Source organism: Atlantibacter hermannii, from assembly GCF_009907385.1.
Lineage (GTDB): Bacteria > Pseudomonadota > Gammaproteobacteria > Enterobacterales > Enterobacteriaceae > Atlantibacter > Atlantibacter hermannii_A.
Window position 1 is genome coordinate 40023 of sequence record NZ_JAAATR010000017.1, and the last position, 26029, is coordinate 66051.

The following is a 26029-nucleotide window of genomic DNA, read 5'->3' on the forward strand; positions in this document are numbered from 1 at the left end:
TCCAGACAAGTGGCCTCGCTTTGAACGATTACCTGTTTACCTCCGAATCCGTTGCCGAAGGGCATCCCGATAAAATGGCGGACCAAATTTCCGACGCCATTCTGGATGCCATTCTCCTGCAGGACCCGTGGGGCAAGGTTGCCTGTGAATGCATGGTGAAAACCGGCGTCGCTATTGTCGCAGGAGAAATCTCTACCCATGCTGCCGTGGATATCGAGCAGATTGTCCGTAACACCATCAAAGAGATTGGCTATGACCATTCACGATTGGGGTTTGATGGCAATACCTGCGGCGTATTGAACATCCTCGGCAAACAGTCCGCCGATATTGCTGACGGCATCCGCGGCCACTCGATAGAAGAGCTGGGCGCGGGCGATCAGGGCATCACCTTCGGTTACGCCTGTGATGAAACGCCGGAACTGATGCCCGCCACGCTGGTTTACGCCCATCGTCTGATGGGGCGCCAGGCACAGCTGCGTAAATCCCGACGACTGCCGTTTTTACTCCCCGATGCCAAAAGCCAGGTCACCCTGCGCTATCAGGATAACCGCGTTCATTCGGTAGACACCGTCGTGGTATCGACCCAACACAGCCCGGACGTTTCACTGGACGCGCTACGGGAAGCGGTCATTGAAGAGATCGTGAAACCGGTGATGCCGTCGCGCTGGCTCACGCCGCAGACTCGCGTTCTGGTGAATCCGGCAGGCAGTTTTGTGACTGGCGGGCCGGTAGGCGATTGCGGTCTCACGGGCCGTAAAATTATTGTCGATACCTACGGCGGCGCTGCCTGCCACGGCGGCGGCGCGTTTTCCGGTAAAGACCCGTCGAAGGTCGATCGCTCCGCCGCTTACGCTGCTCGCTACGTGGCGAAAAATATTGTCGCCGCCGGGCTTGCCTCACGCTGCGAGATCCAGCTGGGATGGGCCATCGGCCTGCCCCGCCCCGTTTCCGTCAGGATTAATACCTTCGGTACGCAAACCGTGTCCTCTGAGGCCTTGCAGCAAGGCGTTAACCGCCATTTCGACCTTAGCGTGTTCGGCATCATTTCCATGCTCGACCTGCTGGTCCCCCGCTATCGTAAAACGGCCTGTTATGGCCACTTTGGTCGCGACAGCTTTCCGTGGGAAGCCACGGACAAAGCGGCGCAATTACGCGAAGACGTTGGACGTTAAGCCGACGACGCGCAGCACAGTTGAATTTATCTACAGGAGAAGTGTATGTCCGGGCAAAGTTTAGGCTTAATCGAAACCGTCGGAATGGCAGCGGCGGTCGAAGCCGCCGATGCCGCCATGAAATCCGCTAACGTCAGCCTGGTGGGCTATGAGTTAACCAAAGGCGGTGGGATGGTTACCGTGAAGCTGGAAGGTGAAGTCGGCGCGGTTAACGCGGCGGTAGCGGCAGCCATCAGCGCGGCAAGCCGGGTTGGCGACGTGTATGCCCACAAAGTTATCGCCCGCACCGCGCAGCATATTGAGCATATTATTCACTCTGAAGAGACCGTCGGCGTTGCGCAGCCTGAACCTGAAACGCCTGCCGCACAACCCGCACCGCAGACGGAAGACGCACCTTCACAGGCAATTCCGGTGGTCAATCTGGATACGTCAACCAGCGCATCCTGCATGGATGCCGTCGATAACGCGCCCCAACCCGTAGCTCAGGAACAACAACCTGAACCCAGCGCGGAAAACATTGAGCCGGCAAAACCTGACGCGCCACAGGAAGTGACGAAGAAAAGTCCCCGTCCCGGTGGCAAAAAAAGATAACTAAACCGCAATGATACCGCCGCGATAAATCTTCTTTTATCGCGGCTTTTTTTATGTCTGAGAAATAACAAAAAGCCAGCAGGCATAACCTGCTGGCTTGTTACAAGGCAGGGTTAAAACAGGGGAACCAGGGTAAATAAACCAATAGTCGCCAGCAGGTTAATCGCCGTAGTCATAATGGCAATGGCCATCGCCGGCGGGTCAATATGGGTATCGCCGTGGATCAGGAAAATTCGCGACATCAGTTCGCCCAACAGCGCGCAAATTATCCCGACGATAGCTGCCCAAATCAGGCTACCCGACAGTACCGCCACCAGCGCAGCAGGCAGCGCAATATGATGCGATACCGGAACCTGAGTGTTGAAATGCAGGAAAATCAGCGAGAATGCGGAAATGCCAAACGCCAGCAGCGCGCCGTTACCGCCAAATTTCAGGCCTAAAAAGCCTGCCAGCAAGCCGATCCCCAGGCCCAGTACCGAGAGCTGCGGAATGCGGCTATGGTAAGGCATCCAGCACTTATCCTGCGGTGGATAACAGTGACGAATTCCCTGCTCCGGTTTGCCAAACAGACCCGTTTTGCCGAAAACCAGACGTGAGACCACGCCAGAGATCACCACGGTCAGCGCTACGGTATCGGTCCAGGCATTGCCAGACGGGAAAGCCGGGATCTGGTTCAGCCCCCACGCGATGATGTAACCACCCGCGCCGAAAATCCCGCCTACCAGCAGCACATCATAAGCCGCCAGACCGCTCAGCCCAGCGGTGATATCACGCCCGGAACCCAACTTGCCTTTCTTCGCCGCATACGCTGTCGCCGCAACCCCAGCGGCAAAACCGCCGGTGTGCGGTCCAAACAGCCCAAACGGAAAAGAAATAAAGTCCGATGGCGCGCCGGTAATAATTTGCACTACCGCCATGGCGATAACCAGAAGCCCCACGAATTCAAACGCCGCCAGCGCGCCGATAGCTGCGCCAAATATGCCGCCGCCGAAGGCAACTAAAATATCTAAGCTATTCATCCAGCTTACCTCTGTAATTGGATTGGATTAAATGAAATAACAAAATAAGAAATGCAGACTGGCTCCAGATTTTTATAATTAAAATAATATTCGTGCGTGACAAATAAAAAAGCGCAGCAATTTTGCCGCGCTCTTATAACACCATTAATTAACCGCCGATATGGCAGTTGAAGCCTAAGGATTCAACCGTTGCTTTCAGGGTTGCCATTTTAGACTCTTCAATACTTTTGGCATCGCCCATTGGATACTGGCGGCCCAGCAAGTTATATTTGTTTTCACCAAAGCTATGATAAGGCAATAAATGAATGGTATCGACGTTCTGCATCAGGCGGGCGAATTCCGCGATATGATGAATTTCCTGCGGATTGTCATTCACGCCGGGGATCACCGGAATACGCACCACCACTTTGGTTAAAAAGGATATACGTAACAGGTTCTCCAGAATCACGCTGTTATTCACACCGGTGTTGCGCTCATGGATCTCCGGATCGATGGCTTTGATATCGGTCAGCGCCAGATCGACATAGGGAAATACCTCATCAATCACCGCTTTGGTGGTAAAGCCGGTCGTTTCAATGGCGGTATGCCAGCCTTTGGCTTTACAGGCTTTCAGCAGCTCGCGGGCAAATTCCGGCTGCGCCAGCGGCTCACCGCCGGACAGGGTAATTCCGCCGCCTGAGCGACGGTATAAATTCTCTTCTTTTTCCAGTTCGCGCATCACTGCGGTTACCGACATACGCTTGCCCTTCATTTCCAGCGCACGGGTCGGACAAACTTCAGTACATTTGCCGCACTGAATACAACGGTCGCGATCGATAAACCAGGGATTGCTGGTTGAAAGGGCCTGTTGGGGACACGTTTCAATACATTTCCCACAGCGGATGCAATCATTCTTTTTAAATAATAACTCTGGCTGTGGACGTTGTGATTCAGGATTACTACACCATTTGCAGGACAGCGGGCAACCTTTAAAAAAAGGAATGGTGCGAATGCCTGGGCCATCATGCAAAGAATAGCGTTGAATATTAAAGATGACGCCTTCGGTTTCGTACTCAACTTTATTCATAACATCACTCTATATTTGCCAGATGAATTACCTTTTCAGGTAAAAATAAAAACCAGAAGTCGTGGGGAAGTAACGGGCTATATATTGCTATATAGCCCGTTTGGTATTTACGACAGTTGTTGCTCAGTACGGCTGATGATGTCGTCCTGAACTTCTTTTGCCAGAACGACCCACTGGGCGCTGTAGCCCGCGACGCGTACCACCAGATCCTGATGTTGCTCAGGATTTTTCTGGGCTTCGATCAGGGTATTACGGTCGATAACGTTAAACTGAACGTGCATCCCTTTCTTATCGAAGTAGTTACGCACCAGGCCGCTGAAGTTACGCAGACCGTTCTCGCCAGCCAAAGAGGACGGCAGGAATTTCTGGTTATAGAGCGTACCGTTGGAGGCGATAAAGTGGTCCAGCTTGGCAACCGAGTTGGCTGCGGCGGTTGGGCCAAGGGTGTCTTTACCCTGACGTGGAGATACGCCATCCGCCAGCGGTTCTTTCGCCAGACGGCCATCCGGCAGCGCGGCAACGTCTTTCCCAAACAGCACGTTCGCAGACACCGGGTAGATACCGGCCTGGAACTGACCGCCACGCGGGTTGGTGTATTTCTCAACTTCCTGGCAGTAGATCAGCGCACATTTACGCGCCACTAAATCCACGTCATCAATGTCGTTACCAAAGCACGGCGTATTCTCCAGAATACGGCGGATCTCTTCATGACGGGACATCGTACCGGATTGCACCGGTGCCGCGTTGCCGGAGGTCAGTTGGCGATATACTTCGTTTTTAATCGCCGCCGGATCCAGCGCGCCGTGTTGTTCAATGATGCGTTTCACGACATCGTAGATATCCTGCTCGTTCAGCGAGGATTTCGCTGCCGGGGTGTGCGGGTTCGCGCCGACCGGATAACCAAAGTTGGCATCCAGCGCGCTTTTCAGCTCGCTCAGTGACAGTTTACGATCTTCGAATACCTGTTTCTGAATCGCGTAGACGGAGTCCCCGGTGTCGGCTACGCCGAATGCCTGCGGCCCGGTAAAGTTGTAAATCGCCCCGCCTTCCTGGAGGGATTTACCGCGACCGATACAGTCGTCGACCAGTGCAGACAGGAACGGCAGCGGGCAGCGTTCACCGTGGGCGATATCCACGCTGTTACAGGCTTCAACCAGTTGATGAACAAAGTGCGCCATCTGTTTCTGGAACGCAGTGTAGAAGTCGTCCATGCTGGTGTACTGAGTCAGTTCGCCCGTTACCGGACCCAGCTGTTTGTTGCCGACGCGACCGTTGTTCAGGGTAATTTCCAGCACTTTTGCGACGTTAAAGAACGCGGCGTCATGCCAGCCCTCGGTGCGGTGCGGCGCCTGCGGTTCTACACAACCGATGATGCAGTAATCACGCGCATCACGCAGCGAAACGCCACGGTTTTGCAGCGCCGGAATGATCACTTCATCGTTGTACATCGCCGGAACGCCCAGGCCCATACGCACCAGTTCGCAAGCGCGATACAGGAACGCATCCGGGGTGCCCTGCCATACGCGGATGGAGAAAGACGGCTGCGGCAGACGCACGTGCGCGGTCGCTTCCATACACATGTAGCTCAGGTCGTTGGTGGCGTCGCGGCCGTCTTCAGTCTGGCCGCCGCAGCACAGGTTCTGGAACACCGCATAACCGGCAAACGCCTGGGCGGACACTTCGTCACGGGTTTTGTTGATGTCGTTAAGCTTGATCCAGCAGCAATCCACCAGCTCCTGCGCGAATTCGCGTGAAATAGATTTGTCCGCCGCCAGGTACGGATACATATACTGGTCGAAACGGCCCGGGGAGATAGAGTGACCGCTGGATTCGATCTGCAGCATGCTCTGGATGAACCAGAAAGTCTGGCACGCTTCCCAGAAGGTGGTCGCACCGTATTCCGGTACGCGGGTACAGTTCTGAGCGATTTGCTCCAGTTCGCGTTTACGGGTCGGGTTAGTTTCCTGCTGCGCCAGGCGGGACGCTTCTTCCGCGTAGCGATGGGCGAAGCGGATCGCCGCGTTGTAGCTGATCAGCACCGCATTATAGAACTGCTCTTTCTTGATATAGCCCGGCTCGGTGCGATCTAACGCTTCCAGCGCGCGGCTGACTTCATTGATGATGCCGCGGAAACCGATTTTCAGCACCTTACCGTAGTCAACGCTGACATGACCGACGCCGCCGAAGAAGTAGTTGCCGACGGTGAAAACGCCGCTCGCCATACTCTCTTTGGTGCCTTCAGACATGTAAGACGCCGCCAGAGAACTGGTGGTTTTACCCGGCCAGTATTTAAACGCCTCATGCAGATCCTGAGCGGTCTTTTTTGGGATAATGAACGGGTCGGCGATACGGTGCTCCATCGTCTCGAACTCTTTTTCCACCCAGTCGTAGGAGAATTCAGGGCAGATTTCAGTCGAGCGAGGATTAATGGTTACCGCGCCAACGATTAATTCATCCGGGCGAATCGTCACCGGTAATTGATTAAAGATTTTTTCAACGACTTTTGCACGGCGCATAATCGCCGGCAGCTGTTCTGTTTCTTTATATGCTTCGGTTGCCAGCACTGCGCGCTCTGATTCCACATACGGCTTCGCCGTCAGGATCATATTTTTCAGTCTTACAACACGGTCAGTCGGATTAGAAAAGCCTTTCTCTAACATATAAAACTCCCGAATATATTTTGTTAACCTTGCGGCGATGCCGGGGTATTAATGAATAATGCTGGTGCCTGTCTGAGTAATAAAGTGACGTAATATTGCCGGATGCCCCATCCAGGTGGTCGCAGTAATTAAATTACCGTCCACCACGGCCTCATCATCTGCGGCAGTGACCCACAGGCCGCCTGCCATCTCCACCTCGGGCTTCACCGTGAAATATCCTGTCAGTGTCCTGCCTTTTAATACCCCCGCAGCGGCCAGAATTTGTGGACCATGACAAATTGCAGCAACAGGTAATGAAAAGTTCATTGCATAATGCACAATATTCAGAACCGATTTATTTAATCGCAGGTATTCTGATGAACGCCCGCCTGAAATATAAATGCCGCAATACTCCTGTAACCTTATTTCATCAAATGATGCGGTTAATCTGAAAAGATGTCCGGGTTTTTCGGTATACGTCTGATCACCTTCAAAATCATGAATCGCGGTTTTAATAAACTCGCCGGTTCGTTTACCCGGACACACAACATCCACTCTGAAACCTAACATGCTTAATGCCTGCCATGGCACCATGACTTCATAGTCTTCAGAGAAATCGCCTGCGATAAGTAATACCTTTTTCATAAGCGAACTCTCAAAACGGGTTGTCGTCTTCCTCAATGATTCGCATGGCTTCATGCACCGCCGCGACTTCGCCAAAAATGGCCAGGGTGGTGATGTGCTGAGGGCAACTGCCAAAGATTTCCGATACCACCACATTGGCGCTTTTGCTGGCTACGTCGGCATAAAAATAGAGATCCGGAACCGGCAGCATTAATAATCCGATGGCGTCGATGCGAATCAAATCCAGACGCGAACGAAACTCCCCTGGCATACGCCGTTTCAACATGGCCAAAATATCCGGGGTCGGCGCGTTTATGATTCGTTTTTTCATCTTTGAGTTACCCTTCGCGATGGTTAGCGAATATTCAGCGCTTCAACCATTACGCAGCGACGGTGGCGTGCAAACGCGCGCGCTGACGTAAGCCCTTCACCGGTCGGTCCGGCAATCGTAAAGGTGGCATGCCCTTCGCCACCCACCCCGATCCCCGCATACGAGGGACCATTTTTAACAAAGATGGTGGTCTGGATCAGGCGCGCCATTTTGGTCAGTTTTTCGACGTTGGTGGAGTGCATCATCGCGGTATGGCGATTGCCGTGCTCCACTTTCACCGCCAGCTCAATGGCTTCATCAACGTTGTCGACGCGTACCACCGGCAGGACCGGCATCATCAGTTCATGCACCACAAACGGATGGGTTTTCTCGGTCTCGATTAAGATGACTTTGATGTCGTCGCCAACCGTAATCCCAAGCTTTTGCAGGATGTAGCGCGCATCTTTGCCGACAAAGGCGGTATTCGGCCCGGTGCCTTTTTCGTTAAGCACCAGCGATTGCAACTGCTGAATCAGTTTCTTGTCGCACAGCAGATAGGCACCGCTTTTTTTCATGCAATGAATCAGGTAGTCCGCGACCTGGTTCACCACGATCACTTCTTTTTCCGCCACGCACGGCAGGTTGTTGTCAAAGCTACAGCCTTTGATGATGTCGCGGGCCGCTTTTTCGATATCCGCCGTTTCGTCTACCACCGCTGGCGGGTTGCCAGCGCCTGCGCCAATCGCTTTCTTACCGGATGACATCACGGTTTTTACGATAGCCGGGCCGCCGGTCGCTACCAGCATATTGATACGCGGGTCGTTGATCAGGGCGTTGGTGTTGTCGATAGACGGTTTGGTCACCGTGACTACCATGTTCGCCGGGGCACCCAACTGAGCAAGCTTGTTGTTAATCAGCGCCACCGCGTACAGCGAGACTTTGCGCGAACGCGGATGCGGACTGAACACCACGGTGTTGCCTGCCGCCAGCATGCCGATGCTGTTGTTGATAATGGTTTCGGTCGGGTTAGTGGTTGGCGTAATTGACCCAATCACCCCGAACGCGGAGTACTCGATCAACGTTAAACCACCGTCTCCGGTAACCGCACTGGTGGCCAGATCTTCAAGACCTGGCGTTTTCAGCGCTGCGACGCGGTTTTTGATCAGCTTGTCCTCGTAGTTCCCCATGCCGGTCTCTTCCACCGCCATACGGGAAATAGCGCTCAGCACATCTTCCTGCAGGAAAACGTCGCGAATGCCATTGATAAACGAAGCACGGTCTTGCATAGAACAGTGGCGATACTGCACCTGCGCCAGGACTGCGGCGGAGATCGCCTCATCCATGGTCTCGAACGCGCCTGTTCCGGCGTTCGCTACCTGAGAGGTTGCACAGGCGGCGCGCCCGGAGGACTGCTGCGCCAGCGCCTTAGCGACGATTTCATCCAGGCCTTCAACTCGCGCCGTTTCTGACGTGGCGGGAGCCGCTGCCGGAACCGCATCCGGTGTTGCTTTGGTGAATTTGCTCAGAATGGTCGAGACAGCCTGAGCGATTTCAATATCATTCATCTTTAAATTCCTTACTACTCTTTCTCTGCCGACCGCGTCGCGCGCGTCGTCACCCGATGCTTAGATATACGGCGTCGTGGTGGATTTAATGTCCGCCGGATCTAACGTGGAGAGCAGTTGTAGGCCGACTTCACGCGCGGCAATCACCGCCTGGCGTACCGCACCGGAATCACCGGAGAAGGTAAAGATCACTTCGTTGCTGAAGCTGGTGCCTTTCGACGGGCTGGCATAACCCACCGGGTCGATCACGGCGGATTTCGCCGCAGCGTCGGCAATCACCAGGCCGATCGCCGCAGGCGAGGCACAGGTCATCCCAAAGGATTTGCCAATCGGCGCGCCCAGCGCTTTATTCAGCGCGTAGCTGGCACGCGCGGTGTACTGGAATTCAAGGTGCCCGGCTGGCGAGCCGTAAACGTCGCCCATGGTGCGTTCAATTTCAGACAGCGCCACTTCAACCGCACGTCTGACGTCGGAAACATCAGACGCGCCGAAAATAATTAAGCAACCGTGTCCGCCACCCCCTTCGGTATCGCGGGCCAGCTCGATAGAAATAATTTCGCTGTTGGTTGCTTTAATAGCTTCATCAGCCGCAAAAATTTGCGGGCCTGCGCCAGTGCGCGCGCCCAGAATACCGATAGAGCGATATTTCTTGTCGATATTCATAACTTCATGCAATTGATTATCGACATTGGCAATCACCAGGCCGATAGTGTGACCCAACGCAGTGCCGACAAATTCCGTAATACCACAACCGGAAAAATTTGCCGCGTTATTGGCTTTCGGTTGCGCGCCGGTTTGTTTATTCATTACGTCAGATATAATCTGCTCAACAAGATTATCTCTCATGATCAGTATCCTTTATTGTTATTAACCGACGGCCTTCGGCAGAATTTTTTCCACCTCAATGTGCGGGCGCGGAATAACGTGTACGGAGACCAGCTCGCCCACTTTACCCGCTGCGGCGGAGCCCGCGTCGGTGGCGGCTTTCACTGCGCCCACGTCGCCACGAACCATGACAGTCACCAGGCCAGAACCAATTTTTTCATAACCTACCAGGGTTACGTTGGCAGATTTCACCATGGTGTCTGCGGCTTCAATTGCAGAAACCAGGCCTTTCGTTTCAACCATTCCTAATGCTTCTTGTTGCATAACAACCTCGATATTTCCGATAGAAAGAAAACGTGCACAGAGGAATAGCAATCCACGGATTTACCCATGTGCGTTAATTATTGACTCATCATCATGCTAAGGTGATTCAGACAAAATGTTTTGCGCGCCAGCGGGACTATCTTGTTTTTGCTTCAGCTGAATCGACAATAAAATCCACCTGATATCGGCATTAAAAGACCTGCTTTTGATTTACCTTGCGCAAAATATTCCTGAGCCGAATAGCAATAACAATTACCGTTAAAGCGATCGCATTTTTACTCATTCGTTACGCCGTACCGGCGATCGCGACGGCATCCATTGCAATCATTTTTTCTTCATTGGTAGGCATGACGGCAATCTTCGTGGCGCCCGCTTTAGAAATCACGCCGCTGCGCCCGCCGAACAGCTGCTGGTTGCGCTCTTCATCCAGAGCAAGCCCCAGCGCCTGCAGACGTTGCACGGTGAGTTCGCGGATCAGCGCCGAGTTTTCGCCAATGCCGCCGGTGAAGATCAGCGCGTCGAAGCGTTTAAGCGAAGTCACGTGACCGCCAATATGCCGTGCGAGGCGATGCACCATGACGTCGATGGCTAACGCAGCCCGTTCATGCCCCTCATTCCGCGCCTGCTGAAGCGTGCGGCAGTCGCTGGATAAACCGGAAATCCCCATCAGGCCGGACTGGTTATTGACCATTTTGTACAACGCGTCGAGCGTTTGGCCGGTGCATTTCGCCAGGTATGCGGCGGCGCCGAAATCAAGATCCCCGCAGCGCGTGCCCATCACCAGCCCTTCGAGCGGGGTCATACCCATTGAGGTGTCGACGCTCGCGCCGTTTTGCACCGCGCACAGCGATGAACCGTTGCCCAGGTGAGCAATCACGATGCCGTGATCTGCGGGGTCGAGATCCAGTGACTGGATCGCCTCGGCGGCGATGTAGCGATGAGACGTTCCGTGAAAGCCGTAACGCCGCACCTGATAATCCTGCTGATATTCCAGCGGGATCGCATAGGTATACGCTGCCGGAGACAGGGTCTGATGGAATGCGGTATCAAATACCGCAATCTGGGGCAGCGTAGGCAGCAGCGCGCGCGCCGCTTCGATACCGATCAGGTTGGCAGGGTTATGCAGCGGGGCCAGCGCCGACAGCGCGCGGATTTTTTCAATCACCTCGTCGGTAACCCGTACCGAACGTTTAAACTCGCTGCCGCCGTGTGCCACGCGGTGCCCAATGGCGCTGATGGCGGACAGCAGTTGTTGTTCATCGAGCTTTGCGAAGAGCACTTTAAGCGCGTGCTGATGGCTGGCCTCGTCCAGCGCGACGGTGGATTTATGACCATCACGGTCTTTGAACGTCATGACGGCATGATCAATACCCAGCCGCTCCGCCAGGCCCGACAGCAACGGCTGGTCGGCATCCTGAGGGATGACGGAGAATTTCATTGATGAGGAACCACAGTTAATCACTAATACACAAGCTAAGGACATGATGACCCCTGAAATGGACTGCTATGAAAATTAACGGGTTGTTGCAAGGGGATAACGCTGGGCGCTAAACCGCGCCAGCGCCTGGCGGGCGATAAGCATATCTTCCTCAACGCTGCCGCCGCTGATGCCGATGCCGCCGAGCAAACGCCCGCCCGACCAGCAGGGAAAACCGCCGCCGAAGCAGCAGATCTCTTTTTCTTTCTCAAGGCCGTACAAATCACCGCCCGGCTGCACGAGGGCCGCCAGTTCATGGGTCGCCATTTTGAGCGCCACTGCGGTCCAGGCCTTTTGCGGTGCCAGGGTATGGCTGACCAGCAGAGCGTTATCCATGCTGCAGAAGAACCGCTGCTGGCCGCAGGCATCCACCAGACTAAAAACGATCGGGACATCGCAGGCCAGCGCCGCTTCCCGGGCCAGCCTCGCCAGCAGTTCGCTGTCTTCCAGGCTCAGCGACATTCGGCGTTCCGGCAGTTGCGTGGCAATCGCCTCATTAATCCAGTTATCGAGTGAAGCCTCTTTCGCAGACATAACTATTCCTCAGCACGCGCTGCTATTTGCCGTTAAGTTCGAGCGAGTCGACGATGCCCACCACGGCGGCGTCAATCACCGAGTGATCTTTGCTGTTGCTCATACGCGCCGAACTGCCGGTGGTGACGATGACAATCTCGCCATTGCCCGCGCCGACGGTATCGACCGCCACCTGGGCATGGCCGGTCGGCTGATAGTTTTCATCCAGCCGCGCCACCATCAGCAGCTTCGAGCCATTCAGCGAGGCGTGTTTGGTGGTGGAAACCAGTGCGCCAGTGACTTTTGCGAGATACATATTTCCTCCGGCTATCCGTGGATAACGGTGAGATTGCGCCGCTGGATTTCATCTCTGGCGGCGGGGGTAATCAGCGTATTGCCCGCTATGCGCAACGCTTCGCCAGAAGCCAGCAGACGGATATCGCGCAGCGTGATTAAGCGTTTTTTACCGGCTACCGGCAGGGCGGCAGCGGGTACGGTTTGGCTTATCGGCACCGGGCTGACAGGGGCCGCGCGTTTGCCGGAGAGCGCAATGCCATAGCTCTCCAGCACCTGCGCATACCCTTCCAGACGGGCCAGCAGCGGCAGCGGCAGCGCGCTGTCAACGCACTGCGGATGCAGCGTGGCAATGATCTGTTTACGGTGCTGCAACGCCTGAAATACCGCTTCGCAAGCCAGATTATCGCGAATGCCCAGCGCAATTTTACTCATGCTGTTAACAGAGAGGGCGGGCAGATAGAGCGCCTCATAGTGAGGCGGCGATCGGTCAAATCCGGCGCGGGATCCGCGCTGGCGCAGTGCATCCACGCAGGCGGATTTCAGCGTCGACTGGCTGGCGCTGTGAGAAAAACTGACCCACAGCTGATAACCCGCCTGCTCAAGCGCCGCGAGGCAGCTCAGTGTTTCCGGCAGCGAGGAGATATCCTCACCGGTCACCACCACGCGGACATTTTTCTGCGCGACGGATTGCGCCAGCAATTCGGCGATAACCCGGTCCAGCAGTTGCGATAAGGTCTGGCTGTCCATTGATTTACCCCTGGCCCGCATTCATGGCGATGCCTAACGGCGTGACGAGCAGCGGCTCCACCGAAGGAATCACGTTTCTGCCGGTTTGTTTGCTGAACACAGCTGCAAACTGGCTGAAGCTGCTTGCGCCGCCAACCAGATAAATATTTCTCACCCGCTGGGTAGCGAGCCACCCCGACACCAGGCTCGCCATCTTCTGGGCCACCGGCAGTACCAGGGTAAAGACCTGCGCTTCCTGCGCCGGGTCTTTTTTCATCGCTTCCGCCTCGGTATAGGGCAACCCCAGCGCGCCAGCAATCACCAGCGTCATATGGCTGCCGCCGGTAGGCTCGTCGGCGCTAAATGTCACTTTGCCGCTTTTCAGAATGCTCATGCCGGTAGTGCCGCCGCCTACATCCACCACCGCGCCGTTTTTGATATTCAGCGCGCTGGCGGCGGCGACCGGTTCGTCGAGCACGCGGGTAACCGTAAAACCCGCCGACTCCACGACGTTGACGATCACTTTTGTGTTGCCTTCAGAGATCCCCGGCGGGATTGCAGTGGCCGCGCGATCCAGCGTGCGGCCCAGTTTCTGTTCAAGAATGTGTTTAAGACGCGTGACCACCCGGCTGGCGGTCAGGTAATCCACCACCACGCCGTCTTTCACCACGCTGGAGGGATACGTGACCCCTGCCACCGGCTGGTTATCTTCATCCACCACCACGATGGCGATATTGGCGGTACCGAGATCCACCCCCACCTTCAACGCGCCGGTGCAGGGCCGACATTCGCCGCTGTCAATCAGCGCGGCCAGTTCGTGCAAACGGCGGTTTTCGGGGCTGTCAGCCATGGCGAACATCCTGTTTAAGGCCGCGAACGGTGTCGCCGTTACGTAGGCCGAAACCGTTGGCTTCTTCCACATCGATATGCAGTTCCAGCACCGCATCCGCCGTGACGCGCACCACCACATGACTGAGCACACCGCCGCGCGGGCCATTGGTTTGCACGTCGATTTCCATCCCATCGCGCAGGCCATGCAGTTCGGCTTCTTCAGGCGAGATATGGATATGGCGCCAGGCGACAATCATGCCGTTGTGTTTCACCACCCGCCCTTTCGGGCCGATAATTTCAATGCCCGGCGAATCCAGCAAATCCCCCGACATGCGCACCGGCGCTTTAGCGCCCAGCGCAAAGCCATCGGCCACGGAGATTTCCACCTGCGTGGTATTACGCAGCGGCCCTAACACGCGTACTTTGCTGAGCTCGCCTTTCGGCCCGCGCAGCGTCACCATCTCTTCGGCGGCATACTGGCCGGGCTGTTTTACCGCTTTGAAACGGGTAAGCGTGGAGCCGTAGCCAAACAGAATGTCCATATCTTCACGGCACAGATGCACATGGCGGTTGGACACGCCTACCGGGATATCCAGCGCAACGGGGCTGGCGGCAGGCGCGGGGGCTGTCGGGCTCTTCCTGGCGGCGAGTTCCTGCAGGATTTGTTGGGTGATCCACTCGGCTTGTTGTTCGGTGTAATTCATAACGGCTACGACCTGATTAATGGGTTATCTCATGGGTACTGGACGTCTGATGATTAGGATAGGGAGTCACGACGCCCGGTTTTTGCTTATCAGCAGGACTTTTTTGACCGCTTCGCGAAGGCTGGACAAAGTTGTCCAGCTAACCGGTAATCTGGTCGATTAACCCTTCGACATCATGTACCGTCGCCTGCCGTGGGTTGGAGGCCGTGCAGCCGTCAGCCAGCGCCGAGTTCACCAGTGCACTGCGCAGCCCGGCGATTTTCGCGCGGTCGGTGCCCAGTTCGCTGAGCGTGGCGGGGATGCCGAAATGACGGTTGATCTGACGGATGGCCTGCGTCATCAGCGCGATGGCCTGCTCCGGTATGGCATGGTCAATGCCCATAATTTGCGCGCAGCGGTGATAGCGATCGCGGGTTTCGGCACTGGCCTGTTTGCTGTTGAAATCGATGACAATCGGCAGCAGCATGGCGTTAATTTTGCCATGAGGAATATGCAGCATCCCGCCGATGGCATGAGCCATGCCGTGTACCAACCCCAGCCCGGCGGAGTTAAACGCCATGCCCGCCATGCAAGAGGCATTGTGCATGTGAGTGCGCGCCGCAATGTCTTTTTCGTCGTTGAACACCTGCGGCAGATAGCGCCAGGTCAATGCAATGGCTTTTTCCGCCAGCGCATCGCTAAAGTCGTTTGCGCCAGTGGAAACAAAGGCTTCAATGGCATGCGTCAGCACATCCATGCCTGTATCTACCGCGACATGGCGCGGCACGGTTAACACCAGATGAGGATCGAGAATGGCGATGTCCGGCACCAGTTGCCCGGAGATCAGCGGATATTTGCGACCATTTTGCGGATCGGAGACGATCGCGTAGGACGTAACTTCAGAGCCGGACCCGCTGGTGGTGGGAATCGCAATGAGATCAATATGATGATCTCCGTAATACTCTTCCAGTGTGACTTTAATTCCTTTCGCGGCGTCCAACGATGAGCCGCCGCCGAGAGCGATAATGACGTCGGGCTTAAAGGCTTTAAACCGCGCCGCGCCGGAAGTCAAAATGCCAATATCCGGATCCGGCGCCACCTCGCCGAAAATGCATACCGATGCCTGAGGCATGTGGTTGATTAAATAACGCGTTTTGCCTGATGACACCATAAAGTCATCGGTGACGATACCGACGCGTTTATCATTAAACTGGCAGAGAGAGGTCATGGCCTCTTCACCAAAATAAATTTGTGGGCACGAAAAATAATAGCGGGCCATGTTTACTACCTTAATCACGGTAAGCGACAAAATATGATGTCGTTAACCTAACATGACGATATTTTTAACGGGCTGAGGATGTTTGTGCAGGTGAAGGATTATTTTGCGGAGTTCTTTTACCCGCAACAAAAAAGTCCTTTTCTGGAGAAGGTCGGGGTCATAAAGACGAGAAAAATGAAATCAATGCATTGAAAGAAATGCTAATTTTATCGCCTCTCATGCATCTGCGCCTTACTCCCGACGTATTCTGAATCCCTTTAAAAACGCTGTTCTGCATCTTTAATTTTTGCTGGCAAGGCTATATTAACGGCCAGGAAGACGTCTACATAAAGACGCAACTGGCCTCGTTTAACCCCGCCGCTATAGCGGGGTATTTTTTACAAAAAAAAGTGCAACCTTTCGATTGCACTTAAAAAAACCAACATTATTAATACAAGTTAATGACGCATCGGGTAATAAGATGACGCGCTTACTTTAACCGCTTTAACCTCATCCTGCTGCTTTAATGACTGCCGCCGCTCAGTTTTAGGAATTAATAAATCCTGTCATCCGCATCAGTTATTTTCCGCCAGGGCGAACATACCGTAAGGATGGATCTCCAGATAATAGTGCTCACCCACATCCGGCTGTAAACGCGTGGCGTTAACCTGCAACAGGATCTTCTGGCCGTGCCATTCGACGATCACCTCATACTGCGGCCCCATATAGGCAACATGACGAATAACGCAGCGCTGGCTGTCCTCGCCGTGCGTGCCAAGGGTGATAGCCTCCGGACGCACGCCTACGGTGCCCTCGCCCATCGGCGCAATGTTTTCCGGGCGCGGCAGACGGTAGCCGTAAATATCGACATACTCTGCGCCAAACTGCGCCGGGAACAGGTTGGCATCGCCCATAAAGCTCGCCATAAAGCGCGAAGCCGGCTGACGATACAGCGCCTGCGGCGAACCAATCTGCATGATGTGGCCTTTATTCATCACCAGTACCGTATCCGATACCGCGAACGCTTCGCTCTGGTCGTGGGTCACGTACAGCGAGGTGATGTTGAACTGCTTTTGCAGTTCGCGGATTTTATCGCGCATGCTGCGACGCAGGTTGGCGTCGAGGTTACTCAGCGGCTCATCGAACAGCAGCACTTTAGGCTTGAGGATCAGGGCGCGGGCCAGCGCCACGCGCTGCTGCTGACCACCGGAGATCTGATCCACATAGCGATCGTCAAACCCGTCGAGATCGACCATTGCCAGCGCCTCTTTCACCCGCTGTTTGATCTCGGCGCGCCCCACGCCGAGCATCTTCAGGCCATAGCCGACGTTCTCTCCCAACGACATGTGTGGAAACAGCGCATAGGACTGGAACACCATACAAATATCGCGCTGCTGAATGGAACGATGGGTCACATCCTCGCCGTCGATAAAGATCTGCCCTTCGCTGGGCTTTTCCAGCCCGGCCACCAGGCGCAGCACCGTGGTTTTACCGCAGCCAGACGGCCCCAGCAGAGTGACCATCTCGCCGCGCGGGATCGCCAGATTGATGTTGTCGATCACGGTGTTATTGCCAAACCGTTTGGTGACATTACGTAATTCAACAAAATGATGCGTCATGGTTAAGCTCCGTGATTACGCCTGGTTTTTGGCTTTGGAACGCGAAATGCGCGCTTCGCCAATCAGCCAGTCAAAAAGGAAGATGATGGCCAGCATCACCACAATCAAAATCGAACCGTAGGCAATCGCCACGCCGTATTCGCCGTCTTCCACGCGGTTCAGGATGTAGGCCGTGGCCACGCGGGTGTCCGGCGTCACCAGGAACACAATGGCGCTGACGGTGGTAATGGCGCGCACAAAGCTGTAGATCAGCGCCGACAGGATCGCCGGGCGCAGCAGCGGCAGCAGGATATTGACGATGGTACGCAGCGATCCGGCGCGCAGGCTCAGGGACGCTTCATCCAGCGACTTGTCGATCTGCCCCAGTCCTGCGATCCCGGCGCGAATGCCCACCGGCACGTTACGCATCACCATGGAGATAATCACAATCGCCGCCGTGCCGGTCAGGTACACCGGGGCGCTGTTAAACGCCAGAATGTAGGAAACCCCCGCCACGGTGCCCGGCACCGCGAAGCACAGCATGGTGGTGAACTCAATGGTCTTTTTGCCTTTAAACTGCTGGCGCACCACGATCCAGGCGATCAGCAAGCCGAAGATGGCGGTGATCGGCGCAGCGATCCCGGCGTACAGCAGCGTGTCGAGCAGCGAAGGCCATGCGCCGTCGTCCATGCCCTGACCGAACAGTTTGATAAAGTTATCCAGCGTCAGGGTGTAATCCACGCCCCAGTTAACGGTGAAGCTGCCGTAGAAAATGCTGCCGTACAGCAGGGCGTTGAAGGCGATCCACACCGCCAGCAGGCCGATCACGCTCCACACCAGCGCCACCGGCAGCGGCTGCACGTCGCCGCGATAGGATTTACCGGAAACGGTGACGTAAGAGCGTTTGCCAATCCACATGTACTGGATGCAGAACACCAGCAGGGAGAACAGCAGCAGGAACACGCCGAGGGTACTGGCCGCCTGATAGTCGAGCTGCGAGCCGGTGATGTAGAAGTAAATTTGCGTCGCCAGCACGTCGAAGTTGCCGCCGAGCACCAGCGGGTTACTGAAGTCCGCCAGCGATTGCACCACCACGATCAAAAAGGCGTTGGCCATGGCCGGTTTCAACAGCGGCATAAACACCGAGACAAAGGTCTGCCAGCGGTTGGCGCGCAGCGTGTAGGAGGCTTCCTCCAGCGACGGGTGAATGGTTTTAATCGCGCCGTCGAGGATCATAAACGCCATCGGGGTAAACGCCAGCACCTGCGCCAGCCAAATCCCGGTAAAGCCATACAGCCAGTTGGTATTGGTCAGCCCGAACCAGTCGACCATTAATTCCGTGACATAGCCCGAACGCCCCATCATCAGCGTTACGCCCAGCCCCACCACGAACGGCGGCGTGACGATCGGCAGAATCGAGAAGATGCGCCCGATAATGGCGCTGCGTTTGGCGATGCGGGTAGTGTAAATCGCCAGCACCAGCCCGAAGAAAGTACAGCCCACGCCCACCGCCATGGAAAGCATGATCGAGTTGGCGATAACCTGAAGAATATGGGCCTGCCCCAGCACCGCCATAAACGCCAGCGGCGCAAACTCGCCCACGTCGTTGGTGAACATCGGGATAAAGATCGCAATGCTCGGCCAGACGATAAATACGCCGATCAGCGCGATAATGGCAATCAGCGAGCCGATAACAAACGGGTCGCCGCCGAGGAATTCCAGCCGGGTCAGCGCCAGGGTGGCGATAGCGCCTAACGCGATAAACAGCACGATGGTGGCATAGCCCATGCCGCGCCCGACCAGCGTGGCGCTGATCACCACAAACGCCATGCAGCCCAGCGCCCACAGCGCGTCAAACCAGTGGCGCGAGCGCTGTTCGCGGCGCGATTCATGGAAAGGACGCAGCAGCAGCACGCACGGCAACAGATACCACAGCACGCTGACGTTCCAGTGCGACCAGCCATAGGCGTCCAGGATCTCGTCAGAGGTGGATTCCATCAGGCCATAGTCCAGGCTCCAGCTCGGCAGCAGCGCGAACGCCAGCAGTCCCAGCAGCACCCAGGCGAAAATAGCCTCCCGCTTCTGCGCGGGACGCAAAAGTAATGTTTCAGACATACACGCCTCGTCGGCAGGGGGGAAAAAGCGGGTGAGGAGCTCACCCGCGTACGATTACTTGCCCATCTTCACGTCATTGACCCACTTATTGATCAGCGCTTTACGCGTGTCAGTGGAGCCGTATTTGTCCATGTCGTAGTTGATCAGTTTCAGATCGTCGAGCTTCAGGGACAGCGGCGAGGTTTCCGCCGTGGTGTTGGTCAGGATTTGGTAGGACTTGCCTTTCTTCCACGCCAGCTCCTGGGCTTCTTTCGACAGCACCCAGTCCACGAACAGTTTGGCGTTGTCCATGTTGCGCGCGCCTTTCAGAATGCTGACGCCGCCAATCTCATAGCCGGTGCCTTCGCACGGGGAAATCAGCTCCAGCGGCGCGCCCTGCTCTTTTTCCAGCGAGTAGTCATGCAGGAAGCCGATGCCGATGGCGGTTTCGCCACGGGCGGCGTTACGCGCCGGGGCAATGCCGGATTTGGTGTACTGGGAGATGTTGCCGTTGAGCTGTTTCAGGTAATCAAACGCCTGATCTTCGCCCCACAGCTGCACAAAAGTTGCGAGCGCGGTGTAGGCCGTGCCGGAGCTCTGCGGATCGGCAATCTGGATTTCGCCTTTGTATTCCGGTTTGGTCAAATCCTTCCAGCACTTCGGCACCGGCAGGTTTTTTTCTTTCAGGCGCTGGGTGTTGACCCCAAAGCCGAGAATGCCCACGTAAACCGCCGACGACAGGTTGCCTTTCACTTTGGCCGGATCGCGGAATTTCTCCATGATCTGCGCCAGGTTCGGCGACTTGTAGGCTTCCAGCAGACCCATTTCCCCGGCCTGGGACTGCGGATCCAGGGTGCCGCCGTACCATACGTCCGCCTGCGGGTTCTTCTTCTCGGCATCCACTTTCGCCAGGGTGCTACCCGAACCGTTGCGGATGAACGAGGTTTTCACGTCGTATTTCTCGCCGAACGCTTTGGTTTCCGCTTCACACATTTCATTGGTGGCGCTGCAATACACCACTAAACGTCCTTTAGCATCCGCCGCGTGGCTGAATGTCGCCAGCGTCACGCCTGCGGCAATCAGAGCAGAGAGGGCTGTCAATTTCATGTTGTTATCCTTCTGTCAGGTGTCTGGAGGTAAGCTCGCCGGGTCCGTGGCGTGATACTGGCGGTCCTGTGCGCTGATGCCCGCCATCAGCAGCGGCATCAGCAATAATCCAATCAACACGGCGGCCACCGACAACAGCACAAACATGCCGGACCAGCCGTACACTTCGGTGAGTTTCGACAGCGGCCAACCGGCTAGCGCCGCCCCTAAGTAGGCAAACAGGCCGAGAAAACCGGTAATCGAGCCCGCGGCCCCTTTATGACCGCATTCCACGGCCGCCAGACCAATCAGCATCTGCGGGCCGAAAACAAAAAAGCCGATGGCGAAAAAACACATCGCCAGTAACGCATAGTGATGTACCGGCGCGAGCCACAGCGCGGTGACCGAAACCATCAACCCGAGGGTAAACAGCAAAATCATCGGCGCGCGTTGCCCGCTGAACAGCAAATCCGATCCCCATCCGGCGAACAGCGCCCCCAGCAACCCACCCACTTCAAACAGCATCACCGTGGCGTTGGCGCTGAGTAAATTGACGCCGTGGGTTTCAGAGAGCCAGATGTTGCCCCAGTCGTTCAGCGCGATGCGAATCAGGTACACCAGCACATACGACCCGGCCAACAGCCAGATCATCGGGTTTTGCAGCATGGTGGTGCGTAACATGGCCCACAGCGACATCGGCGGACTGCGCTCTTGCTGGCGCAGTTCCAGCGGGTCGTGCCGCCACTCTCCCACCCCCGGCAACCCCTCTTCGTTCGGCGTGCCGGGCAATTGCCGGTACAGCCAAACGCCTGACGCCATGCTGATGATCCCTGGTGTCAGCATCGCGGCCTGCCATCCCCACCAGTGCGCGGCCAGCGCGCTGATCAGCGGGATAATCGCCCCGCCGATGTTGATGGAGGTGTTCCAACATCCCCACCAGAAGCCGCGCTCGTTGCGCGAATACCAGTGGGTTAATAACCGTGCGCAGGGCGGCCAGCCCCACCCCTGAAAAAAGCCGTTCAGCGTCCAGATAATCAGCAACAGCGTCAGGCTGTCGCCAAACGCGAACAGCACGTTCAGCAGGCCGGTGGCAAACAGGCCGATCCCCATAAACGACCGCTGCCCGTGGGCGTCATGCCACAATCCCGCCGCGAATTTCGACAGCCCGTAGGAGAGATAAAACAGCGATCCCAACAGGCCGATATCGCTTTTGCTCAACCCTAAATCGAGCTGGAGCGCGGGCAGGATGAAATTCAGGCTTTTGCGCGTCAGGTAAAACGCCGCATAGCCGACGATCATCACCAACAGCAGCTGCGGCCTGACGGCGCGATAACGTTTTGCGATTTCTGCGTTGGACATAGTCAGGTGGTCCATGGCTGTCTCCGGCCAGTTGAATGTAGGAAATGGTCCGCGAAAAGGGATGAGAGTCGTTCCAGGGTGACTAAGACTTTTTCCTGGTTACAGCGGGTTTTGTGGCAAAAGTGTGGGCAAGTTAACAGTTACCCGCACGCCTGCCTGGCTTTCCAGCAGCAGTTCGCCGCCCAATGCCTGTACGCGCTCGCTCATGCCCTGGATGCCAAAGCCCGGCGCGCGGCCCGGCGGGACGCCGACGCCGTTATCGCTCACCACCAGATGTACGAAGCCGGGCGACTGGCTGAGGGTGATGTCCACCTCCGTGGCCTGGGCATGTTTGGCGACGTTGTTCAGCAGCTCCTGCAACAGGCGATACAGGGTAAATACCACGGTTTCGTTATCCGGCGGCGCGGCGAGTTGATAGTGGAAGCGGCAGCGAATGCCGCGTTCGGGGAACGCGAATTCACGCACCAGATGGTGCAGGGCTTCATCGAGCGCCATTTGATCGAGTACCGGCGGGCGCAACTGGCGCAACAGCTGGCGCGTGGAGTGGTGAATGCGCTGGGCCAGTTCGCTGATCTGCTCCCCCGCCATCAGCGCGGTGCGGTTATCGCTCACCCGCTTCACCAGCTGCGACTGGATTTGGATCGCCGTGATGTTTTGGCCGATCTCATCGTGCAGCTCCCGGGCCAGCCGCTTGCGGGTATCTTCTTCGGCATGGATCAGCTTTTCGGTGAGCGCCCGCCGCGCATCCAGTTCCACTTCCAGCCGCTGGCGATAGTGGTCGAGATTGCTGGCCAGCTGCTCCTGGCGGCTGATAGCGATGCCGAGACCGATGCCCAGCAGCGCCTGGGTGGAGAGGAAAATTTCCAGTTCCATTAAATCGCTAAAACCGCTGCCTACCTGGCGCGCGGTAGTGATCATCATGCTGCCGAGCAACGCCGCCAGCACCCCGCCCTGCCAGCCGAATTTCCACGCCATTACCACGTTGGGTAAGAACACCACAATCAGCAGCAGCCGTTCGATTTCCGGCGACAGCACCATCTGGGTGCCGATACCGATAATAAAAAACAGGCTGCACCAGAGGAGCAGCGAGGTGCGCAGCGGCGGGTTGCGGGTCTCCAGTCCTAACAGCTGATAGCGATGCTGCTGGCGTAAATAGTCAAAGACCAGATAGACAAACGGCGTCAGTAACACGCCGCCGGTAAACGACGCCAGCAGGATCAGCGTGGCGCGGCTTTCGATAACCGGCGTCAGCAACAAGGTGTTGAGCAACGCCGACCCCGCCACCGCGCTTAACAAAAGCGACAGCCGTTGCCAGTAAAGCGGAAAGCGGTGCCAGAAATGCTGGGTCAGCAGCGCCGGAATAGCGGTGATAAACGGCGCGAGCGCCATTGCGCCGCCGTTGATTAACTGCTCGTGCCACAGCCACAGCGACAGGCCGATTTGCGGGATAAACAGCGCCGGCCAGTAGCGGCGCGCCAGCAAAATCAGCAGCGCCAGCTGGACGCCGTGGGGCAGCAGCAGCGCCGCCTGCTGGCCGTTGCGGGTGAGGTAAAAACTGATGGTCCAGAGCATCAGCCAGCCTGGCCCCCAGGCGAGCATGATAAACAGCGACAGGACGATCTGGCGGAGAGAACGGCGCATCAATGCCCCGTCAGCAACTGATGTTCCAGAGCAAAATGCACCAGTTCGATGGTGGTGGCGCACTGCAATTTGCCCAGTACGTTGGCCCGGTGGACGTGAACCGTTTTATGGCTGAGATCGAGCTGTAGCGCGATGGATTTCACGCTCTCGCCGCGCACCAGCAGATCAAACACCTCGCGCTCGCGGGGGGTTAATACCTGCAATACGCGGGCCGGCTCCGCGCCGCCGCGCAGCGCTTTTAACGCATCGGCGCACAGGTAATGCCCGCCAAGCCCCACCGAGCGCACCGCGTGCACCAGCTCTTCCGGGCCGCAGCGTTTGGTCAAATAGCCGCACGCCCCGGCGTCCAGCGCGCTTTGCACAAACGCCGGGGTGTCGTAAATGCTGAGGATAATGGCGCGAAAACCTGGCTGGCGGGCGCGCAGACGCTTAAGCAAACTTAATCCGTTTTCATCGGGCATCGCCACATCCAGCACCGCCACGTCCACTGGCTGGCGCGATAATACCGGCCATGCTTCGGCGGCGCTGCTGTACTGGCCCAGCACCGTAATGTCCTCTTCCAGGCTGAGTAGCTGGACGAAACCCGATCGAACGACCACATGGTCATCCACTAACACCACTCCAATCATGACCCTTCCCCTTGCTGAACCGCGCCATAATGCGCCATCAGGTTCAGGTGGCAATATTCATGTTGGTAATATGTAACGGATGTAACAAAACGGCAAGCTACAGACCCGCCTGCCCCAGCATGAATGCAGACGATCAGGCGTGCCAGTAGGCGACGGCGCGCACCCGCTGCTGATCAAGCTGGTGGGTATAGCCATCGGCCAGGCTTTTCGCCAGTTTGCCTTCCCCGGTGATCCAGACGAAGTAATCATCCGCTGGCCAGGCGATGGCCTGGAGATGCCGCTCTAACGTCGCCACGTCATGGCCGACCACCCAGTCGATATTCGCGTCGGGCAAATGGGCCAGATAGTCTTTGCAGGCGTCACTGGCGACGCTGACGATGGCGCGGCATTGCGCCTGGACGCCCGCATCGCGCAGCGCTTCAAGACGGCGGCGCAGCGCTGGTAAACCGGACTCATCACACACGTAGAGCTGCCACGAATATTCCAGCGGCACCACCAGCGAACCGCGCGGCCCGCCGATGCACAGCGTATCGCCAGGACGCGCCGCCACGGCCCAGGCGCTTGCCACGCCGCCGTCATGCACCCAGAAATCAATCGTCAGTTGCTGGGTTTGTTCATCAAACAGCGGTGTGTAATCGCGGGACGTCGGGCGCGCATCGCCGGGCCAGACAATCCCCGACTCGGTGATTTCCGGCGGAGTAAACGGCTGGCCCAGCTCCGGGAAAAACAGCTTGATGTGATCGTCAAAGCCCTGTGAGGTAAAGCCCGCCAGCGCTTCACCGCCGAAGACGATACGCTGAAAACCGCTGACATAGCTGCTGCTTAAAACGGTAATTTCGCGAAAGCGCAGCGCGTTGCGCACGCGCTGAGGGTAAGAAGTTGTCATAGTCAATTCCGCTCGCTACGTTTAGATATATCGAATTTTAAATGATAATGATTGTTATCTGAGCCGCTGGCAAGCTTTTTTTAGAGTGGATAAACGATTGGGCACGGATCGTTAAAAAACCAATAAATTACAATTAAAAACATAAAGTTAAATGATTTCATCTTATTCATGGTTGCGTCATTTCTTTTTTTAGATATAAATTAGATATATCTAATTAAGGAGGTAATCATGAGACATCAACACCGGCATACCCATCACTGTCACGCTCATGACGACGAACGCCATCATGAACCTTGCGAAAAACGCGGCCACGGCGGCGAAGGGCGTAAACGCCGCGCGCGCTTTTTTGGCCACGGCGAACTGCGCGTGGTGCTGTTAGATATTCTGACGCGCGGCGCGAGCCACGGTTATGAATTGATTAAAGAGATCGAAGCCCTGACCGGCGGCCACTACACGCCCAGCCCCGGCGTGATCTACCCGACGCTGGATTTTCTTGAAGAACATGCGTTTATCGCGTTCAGCGATGACGACGCCGGACGTAAAAAAATCGCTATCACGCCGGACGGCGAAGCCTGGCTTAACGACAATCGCGAGCACCTGGAACACATCCGCGCCCGCATGACGGCAAGGGCCATCGGGCACGAGCTGCGTAAAAACCCGGATTTAAAACGCGCGCTGGATAATATGAAAGCGGTGCTGGATTTGCGGGTTAATCAGTCGGAAATCGACGCCCGGACGCTGAAGCGGATTGTTGGCGTGATCGACAAAGCCGCGCTGGAGATTGCCCAGCTGTAAGGCCGCCGGACGGCGGCCTTC

25 protein-coding genes are annotated in these 26029 nt (G+C 56.3%); 3 read left to right on the top strand and 22 right to left on the bottom strand.

Annotated features, from left to right (window positions below; genetic code table 11):
* Nucleotides 1-20: 20 nt before the first annotated feature.
* Nucleotides 21-1172, top strand: coding sequence for a propanediol utilization system methionine adenosyltransferase GrpR (gene grpR / locus GV764_RS04895; RefSeq protein WP_161659157.1), 1152 nt, complete (start codon nt 21-23; stop codon nt 1170-1172).
* Nucleotides 1173-1217: 45 nt separating this feature from the next.
* A complete protein-coding gene (locus GV764_RS04900; protein ID WP_161659158.1) occupies nt 1218-1763 on the top strand; it encodes a BMC domain-containing protein in 546 nt (181 codons plus the stop codon).
* Between the two features lie 113 nt (nt 1764-1876).
* Here the strand turns inward: GV764_RS04900 and grpO are convergent, their stop codons facing one another.
* The 22 genes from grpO to GV764_RS05010 all read right to left on the bottom strand — a co-directional run bounded on the left by grpO (nt 1877) and on the right by GV764_RS05010 (nt 25219).
* Nucleotides 1877-2782 carry a propanediol utilization system permease GrpO gene (gene grpO, locus GV764_RS04905; protein ID WP_161659159.1) on the bottom strand — a complete coding sequence of 302 codons (906 nt, stop codon included), beginning with the start codon at nt 2780-2782 and terminating at the stop codon, nt 1877-1879.
* 148 nt (nt 2783-2930) lie between these two features.
* Nucleotides 2931-3848: a glycyl radical diol dehydratase-activating enzyme GrpN gene (gene grpN / locus GV764_RS04910; RefSeq protein WP_161659160.1), complete on the bottom strand. Its 918-nt coding sequence runs from the start codon at nt 3846-3848 to the stop codon at nt 2931-2933.
* A gap of 107 nt (nt 3849-3955) precedes the next feature.
* Nucleotides 3956-6508: a glycyl radical diol dehydratase GrpM gene (gene grpM / locus GV764_RS04915; protein WP_161659161.1), complete on the bottom strand. Its 2553-nt coding sequence runs from the start codon at nt 6506-6508 to the stop codon at nt 3956-3958.
* Between the two features lie 48 nt (nt 6509-6556).
* Nucleotides 6557-7132 carry a DJ-1/PfpI family protein gene (locus tag GV764_RS04920; protein WP_161659162.1) on the bottom strand — a complete coding sequence of 192 codons (576 nt, stop codon included), beginning with the start codon at nt 7130-7132 and terminating at the stop codon, nt 6557-6559.
* Between the two features lie 10 nt (nt 7133-7142).
* On the bottom strand, nt 7143-7442 hold the full coding sequence (gene grpK / locus GV764_RS04925) for a propanediol utilization system shell hexameric protein GrpK (protein WP_161659163.1): 300 nt from the start codon (nt 7440-7442) through the stop codon (nt 7143-7145).
* Nucleotides 7443-7465: 23 nt separating this feature from the next.
* Nucleotides 7466-8986: an aldehyde dehydrogenase family protein gene (locus GV764_RS04930; protein WP_161659164.1), complete on the bottom strand. Its 1521-nt coding sequence runs from the start codon at nt 8984-8986 to the stop codon at nt 7466-7468.
* A 60-nt stretch (nt 8987-9046) separates the two neighbouring features.
* Nucleotides 9047-9832 (bottom strand): propanediol utilization microcompartment protein GrpI, encoded by a 786-nt coding sequence (gene grpI / locus GV764_RS04935; protein WP_161659165.1) that lies wholly within the window; start codon nt 9830-9832, stop codon nt 9047-9049.
* A 21-nt stretch (nt 9833-9853) separates the two neighbouring features.
* The gene (gene grpH / locus GV764_RS04940; protein ID WP_002438304.1) at nt 9854-10135 is read right to left on the bottom strand and encodes a propanediol utilization system shell hexameric protein GrpH; all 282 of its coding nucleotides are present in this window, start codon (nt 10133-10135) and stop codon (nt 9854-9856) included.
* Between the two features lie 286 nt (nt 10136-10421).
* Complete coding sequence (gene tdcD, locus GV764_RS04945; protein WP_161659166.1) at nt 10422-11618, bottom strand: propionate kinase; 1197 nt, start codon at nt 11616-11618, stop codon at nt 10422-10424.
* Nucleotides 11619-11648: 30 nt separating this feature from the next.
* Nucleotides 11649-12146 (bottom strand): GlcG/HbpS family heme-binding protein, encoded by a 498-nt coding sequence (locus tag GV764_RS04950; RefSeq protein WP_161659167.1) that lies wholly within the window; start codon nt 12144-12146, stop codon nt 11649-11651.
* 22 nt (nt 12147-12168) lie between these two features.
* Nucleotides 12169-12441, bottom strand: a complete 273-nt coding sequence (gene grpE / locus GV764_RS04955; protein ID WP_122927237.1) for a propanediol utilization microcompartment vertex protein GrpE — start codon at nt 12439-12441, stop codon at nt 12169-12171.
* 11 nt (nt 12442-12452) lie between these two features.
* Nucleotides 12453-13169, bottom strand: a complete 717-nt coding sequence (locus tag GV764_RS04960) for a flavoprotein (RefSeq protein WP_161659168.1) — start codon at nt 13167-13169, stop codon at nt 12453-12455.
* 4 nt (nt 13170-13173) lie between these two features.
* Nucleotides 13174-13998 carry an ethanolamine utilization protein EutJ gene (gene eutJ / locus GV764_RS04965; protein ID WP_161659169.1) on the bottom strand — a complete coding sequence of 275 codons (825 nt, stop codon included), beginning with the start codon at nt 13996-13998 and terminating at the stop codon, nt 13174-13176.
* Nucleotides 13991-14683, bottom strand: a complete 693-nt coding sequence (locus GV764_RS04970; protein ID WP_161659170.1) for a phosphate propanoyltransferase — start codon at nt 14681-14683, stop codon at nt 13991-13993. The genes eutJ and GV764_RS04970 overlap by 8 nt, the downstream gene beginning before the upstream one ends.
* 139 nt (nt 14684-14822) lie before the next feature.
* The gene (locus tag GV764_RS04975) at nt 14823-15941 is read right to left on the bottom strand and encodes a 1-propanol dehydrogenase PduQ (RefSeq protein WP_161659171.1); all 1119 of its coding nucleotides are present in this window, start codon (nt 15939-15941) and stop codon (nt 14823-14825) included.
* A 554-nt stretch (nt 15942-16495) separates the two neighbouring features.
* A complete protein-coding gene (fbpC, locus tag GV764_RS04980) occupies nt 16496-17539 on the bottom strand; it encodes a ferric ABC transporter ATP-binding protein (protein WP_161659172.1) in 1044 nt (347 codons plus the stop codon).
* Between the two features lie 15 nt (nt 17540-17554).
* Nucleotides 17555-19633, bottom strand: coding sequence for an ABC transporter permease (locus tag GV764_RS04985; protein WP_161659173.1), 2079 nt, complete (start codon nt 19631-19633; stop codon nt 17555-17557).
* A gap of 54 nt (nt 19634-19687) precedes the next feature.
* A complete protein-coding gene (locus GV764_RS04990; protein WP_161659174.1) occupies nt 19688-20719 on the bottom strand; it encodes an ABC transporter substrate-binding protein in 1032 nt (343 codons plus the stop codon).
* A 15-nt stretch (nt 20720-20734) separates the two neighbouring features.
* Nucleotides 20735-22057: an MFS transporter family glucose-6-phosphate receptor UhpC gene (gene uhpC, locus GV764_RS04995; RefSeq protein WP_161659212.1), complete on the bottom strand. Its 1323-nt coding sequence runs from the start codon at nt 22055-22057 to the stop codon at nt 20735-20737.
* A 99-nt stretch (nt 22058-22156) separates the two neighbouring features.
* Nucleotides 22157-23698 carry an MASE1 domain-containing protein gene (locus GV764_RS05000; RefSeq protein WP_161659175.1) on the bottom strand — a complete coding sequence of 514 codons (1542 nt, stop codon included), beginning with the start codon at nt 23696-23698 and terminating at the stop codon, nt 22157-22159.
* On the bottom strand, nt 23698-24327 hold the full coding sequence (locus GV764_RS05005) for a response regulator transcription factor (RefSeq protein WP_144131401.1): 630 nt from the start codon (nt 24325-24327) through the stop codon (nt 23698-23700). Before GV764_RS05005 ends, GV764_RS05000 begins: the two co-directional genes overlap by 1 nt.
* 133 nt (nt 24328-24460) lie before the next feature.
* Nucleotides 24461-25219 carry a siderophore-interacting protein gene (locus GV764_RS05010; protein ID WP_476561210.1) on the bottom strand — a complete coding sequence of 253 codons (759 nt, stop codon included), beginning with the start codon at nt 25217-25219 and terminating at the stop codon, nt 24461-24463.
* A 222-nt stretch (nt 25220-25441) separates the two neighbouring features.
* Here GV764_RS05010 and GV764_RS05015 point away from each other — a divergent pair, with 222 nt between their 5' ends.
* Nucleotides 25442-26008, top strand: coding sequence for a PadR family transcriptional regulator (locus GV764_RS05015; RefSeq protein ID WP_161659177.1), 567 nt, complete (start codon nt 25442-25444; stop codon nt 26006-26008).
* The last annotated feature ends 21 nt before the right edge of the window (nt 26009-26029 follow it).